We start from the raw sequence: 12,572 nt of genomic DNA on the forward strand, positions 1-12,572 counted from the left end.
CCATTGCCCAATTAAGAGTGAAAACTAATCAAAACAGAATTAAAGTGTACCAACCAAGACAATTATTAATGCCGATTAATCCCGTTTTCAATCCGAACGGGAATGATGATACAGGAAACCGTTTGATATGGTTCGGGGAGACTACGAACTTAATGCAATTAAACGACGTTCGTTATTCGTGGGCTGTGTCTCTCTACCGTCAAATGCGAGAGAACTTCTGGGTTCCCGAAAAAATAGACATTACTCAAGATGTGACAGATTACGTCAATCTCACGCCTGGAGAACGACGTGCATTTGATGGCATCCTTAGCTACCTGACATTTCTTGATTCAGTACAAACCTGTAATGTGCCTCACATCAAAAACAGCGTGACTGCACCAGAAATCGCGCTATGCATGGCAGAACAAATTTCCCAAGAAGCAATGCACAATCAATCTTATCAATACATCATTGAGACGGTGATTCCCAGCGATCGCCGTAGACACGTCTATGATTTTTGGCGGAGCGATCGCATTCTCAAACAACGATGCGAATTCATCGCTGGACTATACCAAAAGTATGTCGATAACCCCACACCAGAGAATTATTTCATATCGTTGTTAGCAGATTACTTGTTGGAAGGGTTGTATTTCTACAATGGGTTTATATTTTTCTACAATCTGTCATCACGAATGCTCATGTCTGGGAGTGCCGATATCTTTAGAATGATTAACCGGGATGAACTCTCCCATGTGCGGCTGTATCAAAAATTGATTCCAGAAGCGATGCAAGTTTTCCCCCACAGCCGCGAACAAATTTATGAAATGTTTGCTCTTGCTGTTGAGTATGAATGCAAGTGGACAGGACATATTGTTGGAGATGATATTCTGGGGATTACGGCAAACAGTACAGAACATTACACAAAATATCTGGCAAATGCTCGCTTGAAGGCGATCGGTTTAGATCCATTATGGACAGAAGCTATCTACAAGAAAAGCCCCTATGCTCACTTGGAGCGTTTTTCAGATACTAAGAAAGAAGCTCACACGAAGGCAAACTTCTTTGAGGCGAGTGTCACCAGTTACGTCATGTCCTCTAGCATTGAAGGCTGGGATGATTTCTAAAAGGGGTTTATAAAATATTGGTTTGGATATTCAGACGCGATATATCGCGTCATATTCAGACAGGAGTTCTTTGTAATGCTTGGTATATTAGGATTGGGAAAAAGATTATACGGAATTTTTTTCGTATAATAAATAGTTAGCTGGCTTTTTCTAGCTAAAAATATGATGTAATACCTCGAAAAATCTATGGATCAAATCCTTTCACAACAAATCCTCTCTACTCTATCTTTCACTGAGGAAGAAGTGTTTGAGAAAATTGGGGCTGAACTCTCTTATGGTCAGGGTGCTTTTCCACCAAATAAGGAAGAGTTTGTAAGAATGGGGAAGCGTTGGTGGACTCATAACAGAGAACGTTTATTTACTAGTATATGTAGCTCTGAAGCCATAAAAAACGTCTTTGAATCAGGCGATGAACTAGCTTTAATAGTAGCCATTCTTGATTTAATAAGTGGAATAGTGACAGGTATATCTGCAACTACAGTAGCAGTTTTAATTGTAAAGTTAGGTCTTGAAAAAGCATGTGGGAGCATGTGGAATAATCATTAGCATTGCCAATAATTTTGAGTTATGGCGAACTTAGACCCGATTTTAGTCGGCTATAAAGACGTTTATGATGTTGCCCTAGTTGATGAAGCCCTTATTAATCTTCAAGAAACCTACACAGATTATTTGAGTGGGCTACGAATAGCTTTGCCATACATCCAAAATATTTCATTCTGCTATCTTAATAACTTCTCTATAAATGCATTAACAAATGTAATAGATGATCGCGCTGTCATAGCTACCACAATTTATGCACCCTTAATTTTTTCTGATTTGTTTTATGGACTTCTTTCTCATCCTTCAATTTTGCGAGATTTAGACAACCAATCAGAAGTGAAAAAATTCTCAAGCTATTCTATTCCAAAGTCTCTAAATGAATTAGAATCTGAAGAAAATGGTACTAAAGTCATTAGATCACCTAGATGGCGACCTGAAACGCTTTTGAGGAATAGTTATGCTGCCATGCTAACTAACATAGCAAATGACTTTCTGTTCCTGCATGAGACAGGTCATTTACTGCATGGACATCTTCCCATGCGCGGAAAGATACTTAAATGTTTTGACCCACTAATGGCGTTTGACGACATAACAGACACTGAGTATTTCTGTCTCATTAATCATGCTTTAGAATATGATGCAGATTGGTTTTCTATAAAGTATTTAATTGATTTTGGAATACGAAATGAATTGCTTTCATCTAAATTAGCTGGTCTTGCTGAGACTCCAAGGTTTCTATTAAGAACACTTGTTCTTGCCGTTGCGTTAGTCATGTTTTCTGGTGATTTGTCCCAATATGCAACAGATATGTATAAGTGTAAAACTCATCCACACTCATATTGGAGATTTTTAACTCTCTATTCGACTGTAGACACCACATTAGATGAACTTTATCCAGAATTAAAACCTCAATGGAAAGCAGCATTTAACGATGTTTTAATTGACTTGAAGTATATTGCAGATATTTATGAGCCTGTAAAAAGATGGTTCTCGAATTCCTCATCAATGGGAAATGATTTAGCTAACGGTCACTTTGAGAAGATTGTTACTGAGCATTCAAAAATAGCAGATATACTTAAAAACTCGCCTTATCATTTTCTGACATATCAAACTCCATAGGGAGAAAAGCATTAAACTACCTCTAATGTTCTAAGTTATAGTTGGCAGATGTCAGCTAACAAACCCGTTGCACACCGACCGTATGAAGTTGCTTGGTGAATCCGAAAGGTTGTTAGCGGCGGGTGAAGGGGAACGTTAAATCATCAAAAGCCTATTTAATCCTGTACGTAATCTTGTCCTGTCACCAATGCTAATTCTGCTCGCATAAACTCACGCCCCAAGTAAGCCGCATGATCCAATCGGCTGACTGGAAAAGGTTTTGTTGACTCAAACAGTTGAATGCAAATTTCTTTAGCAGTTCTTCCAGTAAATAGGACAGTAGGTTGTCGTTCCACTTTGACGGTTGCAGGAATAGGCTTTCCGGTTTCTGGATCGACAGCTAATCCTTGCTCATTAACTTCATTGGTAAAGTGTTTCGCACAGATCAAGCCTGCTCCCCGATCTAAGTAAATGATAAAATAACCGGCTGGATCGAGTTCTAAAAATCGCTTGGATAGTTTGTAGTCAATTGCTGCGATCGTTTCCACTGTCGTTATCATCATTTTTAAACTCCAAAACAAAAAGTACCGCTCCAAACCTCAAAAGAAGTCTGAGCTTCACTATCTTCAGTGAATGCAGAGAAGAATACTGTAGATAATTGGGCATTACTGTTGAGTTCAACAATAAGCAAGAGAGCAAAAATCTTAAAGCACCCTCAAAGTAACGCCTGTAGCTACTTTTACTGTTATTTCACAGTCACATTTGCTTCCTCCCGCAAAACTTTCGTCGCTTCCACCATGTTCTTTAAAGCCGGAATCACCTCTGACCAACGCCGAGTTTTCAAACCACAATCAGGATTTACCCAAATTTGTTTTACCGGTAAATTAGCAATTCCAGTCCGCAATTGTTGTAAAATCTGCTCAGTTGTTGGGACAACAGGACTATGGATATCGTAGACTCCATTACCAACTTGATGTGAGTAACCACCCTCTGTGATTTCTCGCAAAGTTTGATTGTTGCTGCGACTATTTTCAATCGAAATCACATCGGCATCTAACCGTTCAATATCCTTGATGATGTCACCAAATTCGCAGTAGCACATGTGGGTATGAATTTGCGTTTGGGGTTGGGCTATTGCTGTCGCCAAACGAAATGCATCTACAGCCCAAGAAAGATATTCATTCCAGCGCTCAACCTTTAGAGGTAAACCCTCACGCAGCGCTGGTTCATCTACTTGAATTACCTTTGCACCAGCCGCTTCCAAATCCGCCACCTCATCCCGCAACGCCAAAGCAATTTGGAAAGCCTGTTCTGACTTGGAAATATCAGTACGGGGATAAGACCAATTTAAGATAGTTACAGGAGCCGTCAACATCCCTTTGACAGGTTTTTCAGTTAAAGATTGAGCTACTTTAAACTCACGTACCGTCATTGGCGCAGTCCGAACCACATCACCACAAATTATTGGCGGACGAACATAACGGCTACCGTAGCTTTGCACCCAACCATTTTCAGTGAAAGCGAAGCCCGATAACTGCTGTCCAAAAAATTCCACCATATCGGTGCGTTCAAATTCACCGTGTACTAAAACATCTAACCCTAATTCCTCCTGTAGTTTAATGCTATCGGCAATTTGAATATCAATTGCAGCTTCGTATTTTGACTGACTCAATTCACCCCGTTTGTAACGCATTCGGAGTTGGCGAACTTCAGAGGTTTGGGGAAAAGAACCAATTGTAGTTGTCGGGAACAGAGGAAGCGAAATTTGGGAATCAAGCCGCAATCCATAGGATAAGGAGCGCTGAAAATCATCAGTCTTCAGAGTTTTCAGTCTTTCTTCAACTGACTGATTTGCTGGATTAAACTCCTCGAACTTATTCCAGCTAGTCTCGATGATTTCTTGCTCTGTTTTAGTGTTTTTTCCTATTATTGTCCGAGCTAAGAAAACCACTTCTTGAAGTTTCTGTTCAGCAAAACTCAAGACATTACGTAGTGGTGATGGTAATCGTTTTTCTCGTTTGGCATCGTAGGGAACAAATTGTAAGGAAGCAGATGGTTGAATATGTATAGATGTTCCATGTAAAGTCTCTACAATCTCTTGTAAAATGGGAATAACTTTCTCGGAACGAATTTGCCAAATATTTCTTGCGTCTATAATTCCTGCACCTAGTCGCTTATTTGGTGGGAAACCGTAGGTTTTGATTAACTCTAAGTTGCGTCCGCGTGTCAAGTCTAAGCTAATAGCAGCAACGGGTAAATCTATCACCCAAGGGTAAGTTTCACCCAAATCATCAAAATAAGTAACCAAGTGTAGGGGTATTCCAACTAACGAAAGTGATTGATAAACTTTATGAAAGTGTTCTTTCCAAGAATTAGCATCACCTAAAACAAGTGCAGTTTCATGTATTTGTACTTCTTCTACTCCCAGATTTTTTAATTCAGTGAGTAGGTTTATGTATAGCGGAATTAACTTTGATACTGCTTGCTGAATATTTAGTGATAGTTTGCTTAAGCGCAGCAGAGTACAGGGGCCAAGTACAATCGGAATTGCTCGTTTACCTAATATTTTTTGAGCGCAGCTAACTCGTTCTAAAAAGTCACTGAAATCAGATGGTAATGTTGATTCAGCAATTTCCGGGACAAGATAGTGATAGTTAGTATCAAACCACTTGGTCATTTCCAAGGCGGGAATTCCTTCTTTACCTCGTGCCATTGTAAAGTAGCGTTCTAAGCCAGAAAGCTGTTGAAATCTTTCAGGAATTAGCCCAAAACGAAATGTCCAGTCAAGTACATGATCGTAGAGAGTTGTGTCTCCAATTCCAATATAATCAATTCCGGCTTCAAGTTGGGTTTTCCAGTTAGATTCCTCAACTTTTTGTATGGTTTGCAGTAATGATTCGGACTCTATATTACCACTCCAAAATGCTTCTAGCGCTTTCTTTACTTCCCGGTTTTTACCAATGCGGGGATAGCCTAATGTTGCTGTTTGAATCTGCATTACTTTCTGTTCCTTTTAAGATTAATGATTTAGGTACTAGAGATTGGAAACTGAGAAATTTTATCCAATCATCAATTAACAACAACTTATGTTTAATTTTGCCCACTTATTTAGTGGTGGAATCTTTGCTAAAATCCCTTTTTTCAAAGGTTCAGGTCGTTCTGACCAAGGTAATAAACCATCAGGCTTAGTATAATATTGAGTTGCACATTTCAATACAGCAGATGCACAGCCGTCAACTGGTAAATCGCCAAAGAGATAGGTTGATTTACCTTCTGCTGTAAAGGCAATGACGCAAGAATGGTTACAAGCACTCATGCATTCAACTCCCTGAATGTGGAATTTATTTCGCAATTCCCAGTTTTGTGCAAGTTGTTGAAGTTGCTTTAGTAGTTGTTCACCTTTACTTTCACCAACTCTTTTACCGTTTTGCCAAACGCTGGCGCAAGTCGTGCAAACAAATAAAGTATGTTGTTTGTCGAGCATTAATTTTGAAGTTTGTAGAAAGAAGTCTGAATCGCAGATATGACAACTTTTTGCAGTCGTACAACTGCAACATAACGTGTCAATTTGGCAAAAATGATGTTGCAAAAGCTTTCACGCCAGCAAAAAGCTAGCGCAAATGACAGTTACACCAAAGCATAATTGTAATCATCAATAAACTGGCTATAATTTCACAGCCATGAGTAGTCTGTGGCGTATCTCTGGCACTATGAGAACGTGAAACTGATGTATCGTTAAAATATTTATGGCAATATTCACCTGTACCTCGCAGATGGGTATGAGTTTGTCTGTTACTTTCGGCGGGCATTCTGACTCACAAGGTGAACCTTGATTACAGCTGCGGGACAGCGCCGGATTTACACCGGACTTTCCCCCTTGCGTCTGATGGCTGACTCCCACCAGAACCGAGTTGATACTTTTATAACAATAGCATGATTATGAATTTAATCATACTTAAACTGACTGGTTGTAATAGCTACCATTTTTTAGTGGGATTGAGACAAAAACAACCAAAAAAGAACCTCAAATCTATATACAGAAAGACTTTAATATCGTTTTGCTTAGTTTCTTAATATATGTGAGGTTTGGGCTATTTTTGAGCATAAGGTGTATTTTTCTTACGCTGCATGGGTTTGAGGCTTGTTTTTCCCTCAAAAATGTTTAAGTCACGTTAATGAATCCCAGACTGTACGCGCCACAGACTGGCATAAATTCCATCCAGTGCTAGTAATTCCTCATGCTGACCCTGCTCGACAATTTGACCATGATCCATCACATAAATACAATGACTGTGACGAATTGTAGAAAGACGGTGAGCGATCGCTATAGTTGTCCGATTTTGAGTAATCATCGCCAACGACTTCTGAATCGCCGCTTCCGTTTCATTATCCACCGCAGAGGTCGCCTCATCCAAAATCAAGATTGGTGGGTCTTTGAGAATAGCACGGGCGATCGCAATTCGCTGCCGTTGACCACCAGAAAGTTTCTGACCTCTTTCGCCAACGATAGTATCGTACTGGAGGGGTAGTTGCATGATGAATTCATGTGCTTGGCCTAACTTAGCAGCATGAATAATTTCTGACTCAGTAGCATCAAAACTTCCATAAGCAATATTTTCCGCTACCGTACCGTGAAATAAAAACACATCCTGACTCACCCAACCGATACAGCGCCGCAGTTCTAAGAGTTGTAATTCCCGAATATCGATATCATCAACCAGGATTTGTCCGCCTTGGATTTCGTAAAAACGTAGCAGCAGTTTGACTAGGGTACTTTTACCAGAACCAGTTGCACCAACAATGCCAATATTTGCTCCGCTTGGAATATGCAATGATAAATCTTTGAGTACATTGGTGCGACCATTGTATGCAAAGGTGATATTGTCAAATTGCACCTCACCACGTACTTTTGGTAAAGAACGGTTTCCTGTGGCAATAGCAATGGGAGTATCTAACAATCCCATAACTCGTCGGGTAGAAGCCATTGCCCGTTGATACTGATCCATGATGGAACTCAATTTTGCAAACGGCCACAGTAATTGCTGGACAATGAACACCATGAAACCGTAAGTTCCCACAGTTAACTGATTATTCGCCACAGCAAGCCCACCAAAAAACAACGTGGCGATGAAACCGATTACAACCACTAATCGAATTGCTGGATAAAAAGCAGCACTAAGTGCGATCGCTTTACCATTACTGCGGCGATAGGCTTCACTTTCAGATAAGACACGACCTCTCTCGTAGGTTTCTGCCGTAAAGCTTTTAATTGTGGCAATCCCTGAGAGGTTATTAGCTAAACGACTATTAATAAATCCAGCTTTATCACGCACATCTGCATAACGGGGTGCAAGTCGTTTTTGAAATGCTAAAGAACCCCAGAAAATGAAGGGTGTGGGTAGGATCGCTAACCAAGCTACATTGGGGGCAATGATCAGAAATGAAGCGCCTACAGCCAAAATAGTGGTAATAAATTGTAGAATACTAGCCGCACCAGAATCAAGAAATCTTTCTAATTGATTGATATCATCATTTAATATAGACAAAAGTGTGCCTGTAGAGCGTTCTTCAAAGTAGCTCAGTTCTAATTCTTGTAAATGGCTATAGGCATCAATACGTAATTCGTGCTGCATCGTTTGGGCGAGGTTACGCCACAGGCGATCATAAATAAATTCAGATAGTGATTCTAAAATCCAAATGAGTAAAGTTAATAATGATAGGATTGCCAGTTGTACAATGATGTTACTAATCCCAATTTTGGCAATTATAGAATTCTCTTTTTGCACCACGATATCTACAGCAACGCCTATTAAATATGATGGTGTCAGGTCGAATATTTTATTGAGGATGGTAAAGGTTACAGCAGTCCATACTTGAGTCCGGTAGTTTTTGGTGTAGTGTAATAAACGTAGGAGAGGATGGTTTTTAGTAGTTGGAGCAAATTTCATTTTGTAACAGGGTACAGGGAACAGGGAACAGGGAACAGAAAACAGAATAATAAATAAAGATGTTTTCAACTCTTTGAACAATTGCAGGATATTTTCTAATTAAATTTAGATACAAATCAGACGAAAATTGAGTTAATGTAAAATCACATAATCTGATAAGTATGGGGATTTGGTTAAGCTAGATTAGCGATTCAGCAAGTATTTCTCTAAATCATCCAACACAGCATGGGCTGCAAGCATATTATATCCATGCCATACTGCCGCATTTACAAGATAAACTTGATTCTGCTTTACTGCCTTGATTTGAAACCATAAGGGTTTTTTCTGAAGCTGTTCCAGCCTAAATTTATCATCTTCTGTAAGCCCTCCAATAAACAGAGCATCATCATCTATTTCTGGTAAAATTTCTTCAGAAAGTGGGAGTTCTGAGATACCTGGATCAGTGGTTTTTAATCCGACATCAGTTAAGATATTTCCCGAAAATGAGTCCTTGCGATAAAGAGAGAATCCACCAGGATAAAACAAAGCAAATGAAGCACTTCTTTGTTGACTTTGAGAATCTAATGTCTGCCTTAGCTCTGTAACTCGATGGGTGTAATTATGTAGTACCTGATTAGCTTCTTCTTGTTTGTCCAATAAACCTGCAAGATTTTCAAGATTGTGCTTCCATATGTATGCTTCTTTTCCCCAAGGTAATAGAACTGTCGAAGCAATTTTTGATAATTGCTTATAAATTGATCGATAGCTTGGAGAGGAAAGACCAATAATTAGGTCTGGTTTGAGCAAGAGAATTTTTTCCAAGTTGGGATGACCGTCAATGTTAGTTATCAGTTCTATCCCATTCATTTTTCCTCTCAAATAAGGGACAAGATATGCCTGTGATCGGACAGTGCCAACTGGTTTAATTCCTAAAGCAAGTGCATTATCAAAGTTAAATCTATCTATTATGACAATTCTTTTTGGATTCAAAGGAATACAACTTTCCCCCATTGCATGTTGCACAATTTTGCATTCTACAGATAGTTGTTGAAAACTTAAGTTTGAGATGTTTTGAGGAGTAATCTGATTGCAGCCAAAAACTGAAATGACTGCAAAAACGAATAATAAGAAATGTTGAAGCTTTCTACGAATAGAAGCACTTAAAACTGCCATGAAACTGTCCCCTGCACTGTAAACGGCGCACCTGGAAAAATACCTAGCCTCCCAGAAGCAGCTTCAAAATAGTCAACGTCAAACAAGTTCTTGATATTTAGAGCCACACGAAATTGTTCTCGCTTGTAGAAAATGGCAGCATCCGTGGTGAGATAACTAGGCAGTTCAAAGGTGTTACCTAAGTCTCCTTGTTGATTGTCCACAAAGAAGAACCCTAAGCCAAAGCCTAAGCCTTGTAAATTACCGGACTGAAGTTCATAGGTTGTCCATACATTGAAGGTATGTTGTGGCACATTATTTAACTGATTTCCCACTAGCAATGTGTTATTGTCTTGAGTGATTTCCGCATCGGTGTAAGCATACCCAGTAATAATGTTCCATCCCGGCAGAACTTCACCTGCGATGCTCAGTTCAATCCCTCGGCTACGTTGCTCACCCGTTTGGATGGAAAAACCTGGTGGTACACCTGGTCTATTGTCAGTCGTTGAGACATTAGAGCGAGTTAGGTCATAGAAGGCAAGTGTTGCAGAAAGTCTTTCATTTAAATCGGCTTTGATACCCACTTCATATTGAGTGCCGCGCTCTGGTTGGAATTGATTGCCATCAAAGGAGTTACCAATCACTGGATTAAATGAGCGACTGTAGCTGGCATAAAGCGAAATTGGGGTAACAGGCTGATAGACAATTCCCACACGGGGACTAAACGCATTATCAGACTGTTTTTGTTCAGTATTAGCAATCCGATTCTCTTCGGTCTGCTCAAAGGTATCAAACCGTAAGCCCAACAGCAACTTGAGATTTTCTGTCAGCGCCATCTGATCCTGAACATAAACACCGAGTGTATCAGTCAAAGTGCTACTCTCAGATCTAGAGGTAATAGGGCCAAGGGGCTGATTGTAGACAGGATTGAATAAGTCAATTGCAGCAGCTTGACGAAAAGTAAACTGCAAATCACTTTCTGAGCGAGTGAGATTAAACCCTGTAACAAGTTGATGTTGAATACTGCCTGTGGCAAAATTACCGATTACATAGGTATCAAGGTTAAAAAATCTTACGTCATCACCACCCTGTAGGGAGTTTCTATTTAGGGTGCGGTTGTCGGCTGCTAATGTCGTGGCAAAGACATGGTTTTCTCTATCTCGTCGAATCCATGAAGATCCAAAAGCATTACGTATCTGCCAATTCTCGCTGAAGCGATGTTCAAAATCGTAACCAACTCGAATGGCACGCAAATCGTCAGCAGTATCTGGCTCAGAGACGTTGCGATTGCGGGGTATTGTCCCATTCGGATTTGGCAGGACAGTACCTACGGCTGGGAGACCCTGCTGACCATAATCTTTGATTCGATTCAAGTACTCAGTTTGCACAGTCAGCTTGGTGCGATCGCTAATTTGCCAAGAAAATACAGGAGCAACAAAGTATTTCTGCTCATCATAAAAGTCAAAGAAACTTTCGGTGGTCGAAGCAGCAGCGTTTAGCCGATATAGTACCGTTTTGCTGTCATTGAGCGGCCCCGAAAAGTCGAAAGCACCCCTGTAGGAATTCAAGTTTCCCGCAGATGCTTCTAACGAGTAGTAAGGCTCTCTCAGTGGCTGTTTAGTCACATAGTTGACTACTCCTCCTAACGAACCTTGACCAAAGAGAACAGAGGCAGGCCCTTTAAGTACTTCAATCCGTTCGAGTCCTGCCGCTTCAAAACCGATGTACTGATTTGTGGGATCTTTCAACCCGTTTCTCAAGATATCGCTACCAGCACTAAAGCCTCGAATAACGGGTAAATCAAATGCTCCACGACCTGATGGATTCGAGCCTTGAGATACACCAGGGACATTTCTGAGCGCTTCGCGCAAGTTTGTCACCTGTTGATCTGTTAGTACTTGTCGGGGAACTACCTGAATTGATTGAGGAATATCGCGCAGGGGAGTATCGGTTTTAGTGGCACTTGACGAATCTCTAACGCGATAACCATCTTGCTCACCCGTCACCACCAACTCAATCGGCTCATCTTGTTGCGCTGTTGGCTCCTCTTGCGGTGTATCACTCGTCGGTTGCTCTGGTTTTGGCTGCTGTGGTGGCTGCATTGCCGTTGCCGCAGATGTCAAACCAAAAATCAAACCCTCATCACTGTCAAATAACTCAACTGTTGGTAATCCTGGTTCACCTACCACCGTCACCCGAATAGTATTGGCATCCAGATTTGTAACCGTTATCTCAGTAATCCCCTCAAGTGGGTTTTGGGAACTAAATGTAAACGCATCGCCATTGGGTAAACGCAATTGTGCATTAGGAATATCAGCAATAAAATTCTTATCAGCACTGCGATTGGTGATTTGCAGTTGTTCTCCTTGAGTAGTCTGTAAAATCAGCTCCACACCTTTTTCTGTGGGATTAGCTTTCACCGCAGTCACCTGGACAACTTGTGAGATGGGTGCTGCTTCTGGTATTGGCGACTGTACTAGCATGATTGCGCTAGTGCTGGGACGCTCAACCTCACTCAATTGCCGAATTTTTCGAGTTAGCAGAGGTTTGAAATTGCCCTGACTTTGGACTTCCTGGTTCTGATTCCCTGATTTAACTTCTGCCCATCCTGGGCTAATAGCAATAGCACTCAAACATCCCGATAGACTCAGTAAAAACCACACTCGCACACTACCAGACAAACACGAACGCTTCATCACAACTCCTAATACACCAGCTTCTTGCAGAACTTTACTGAATTAATCTGCTAGTA

At 40.6% G+C, this 12,572-nt stretch carries 10 protein-coding genes and 1 riboswitch; of the genes, 3 read left to right on the top strand and 7 right to left on the bottom strand.

Annotated features, from left to right (window positions below):
• Nucleotides 1-44 precede the first annotated feature (44 nt).
• The 3 genes from RM049_RS15120 (at nucleotide 45) to RM049_RS15130 (ending at nucleotide 2,762) form a co-directional block, all read left to right on the top strand.
• Complete coding sequence (locus RM049_RS15120; RefSeq protein ID WP_322704751.1) at nucleotides 45-1,103, top strand: ribonucleotide-diphosphate reductase subunit beta; 1,059 nt, start codon at nucleotides 45-47, stop codon at nucleotides 1,101-1,103.
• A 186-nt stretch (nucleotides 1,104-1,289) separates the two neighbouring features.
• Nucleotides 1,290-1,649 carry a hypothetical protein gene (locus tag RM049_RS15125; protein WP_322704752.1) on the top strand — a complete coding sequence of 120 codons (360 nt, stop codon included), beginning with the start codon at nucleotides 1,290-1,292 and terminating at the stop codon, nucleotides 1,647-1,649.
• 21 nt (nucleotides 1,650-1,670) lie between these two features.
• On the top strand, nucleotides 1,671-2,762 hold the full coding sequence (locus RM049_RS15130; RefSeq protein ID WP_322704753.1) for a hypothetical protein: 1,092 nt from the start codon (nucleotides 1,671-1,673) through the stop codon (nucleotides 2,760-2,762).
• Nucleotides 2,763-2,917: 155 nt separating this feature from the next.
• Here the strand turns inward: RM049_RS15130 and RM049_RS15135 are convergent, their stop codons facing one another.
• The 7 genes from RM049_RS15135 to RM049_RS15165 all read right to left on the bottom strand — a co-directional run bounded on the left by RM049_RS15135 (nucleotide 2,918) and on the right by RM049_RS15165 (nucleotide 12,516).
• Nucleotides 2,918-3,301: a DUF4346 domain-containing protein gene (locus RM049_RS15135; RefSeq protein ID WP_322704793.1), complete on the bottom strand. Its 384-nt coding sequence runs from the start codon at nucleotides 3,299-3,301 to the stop codon at nucleotides 2,918-2,920.
• A 185-nt stretch (nucleotides 3,302-3,486) separates the two neighbouring features.
• On the bottom strand, nucleotides 3,487-5,739 hold the full coding sequence (metE, locus tag RM049_RS15140) for a 5-methyltetrahydropteroyltriglutamate--homocysteine S-methyltransferase (RefSeq protein WP_322704754.1): 2,253 nt from the start codon (nucleotides 5,737-5,739) through the stop codon (nucleotides 3,487-3,489).
• A gap of 75 nt (nucleotides 5,740-5,814) precedes the next feature.
• Entirely contained in the window at nucleotides 5,815-6,225 is a 411-nt protein-coding gene (locus tag RM049_RS15145; protein WP_322704755.1) for a DUF1636 domain-containing protein, read from the bottom strand.
• 127 nt (nucleotides 6,226-6,352) lie between these two features.
• Nucleotides 6,353-6,550 (bottom strand): hypothetical protein, encoded by a 198-nt coding sequence (locus RM049_RS15150; RefSeq protein ID WP_322704756.1) that lies wholly within the window; start codon nucleotides 6,548-6,550, stop codon nucleotides 6,353-6,355.
• A riboswitch (cobalamin riboswitch) is annotated at nucleotides 6,524-6,667 on the bottom strand. Its footprint overlaps the gene before it by 27 nt.
• A 246-nt stretch (nucleotides 6,668-6,913) precedes the next feature.
• Nucleotides 6,914-8,689: an ABC transporter ATP-binding protein gene (locus RM049_RS15155; RefSeq protein WP_322704757.1), complete on the bottom strand. Its 1,776-nt coding sequence runs from the start codon at nucleotides 8,687-8,689 to the stop codon at nucleotides 6,914-6,916.
• Nucleotides 8,690-8,872: 183 nt separating this feature from the next.
• Entirely contained in the window at nucleotides 8,873-9,841 is a 969-nt protein-coding gene (locus RM049_RS15160; RefSeq protein WP_322704758.1) for an iron-siderophore ABC transporter substrate-binding protein, read from the bottom strand.
• On the bottom strand, nucleotides 9,829-12,516 hold the full coding sequence (locus RM049_RS15165) for a TonB-dependent receptor (protein ID WP_322704794.1): 2,688 nt from the start codon (nucleotides 12,514-12,516) through the stop codon (nucleotides 9,829-9,831). The genes RM049_RS15160 and RM049_RS15165 overlap by 13 nt, the downstream gene beginning before the upstream one ends.
• Nucleotides 12,517-12,572 lie beyond the last annotated feature (56 nt).

The sequence above is a fragment of the Nostoc sp. DedQUE04 genome (assembly GCF_034530995.1).
GTDB lineage: Bacteria > Cyanobacteriota > Cyanobacteriia > Cyanobacteriales > Nostocaceae > Nostoc.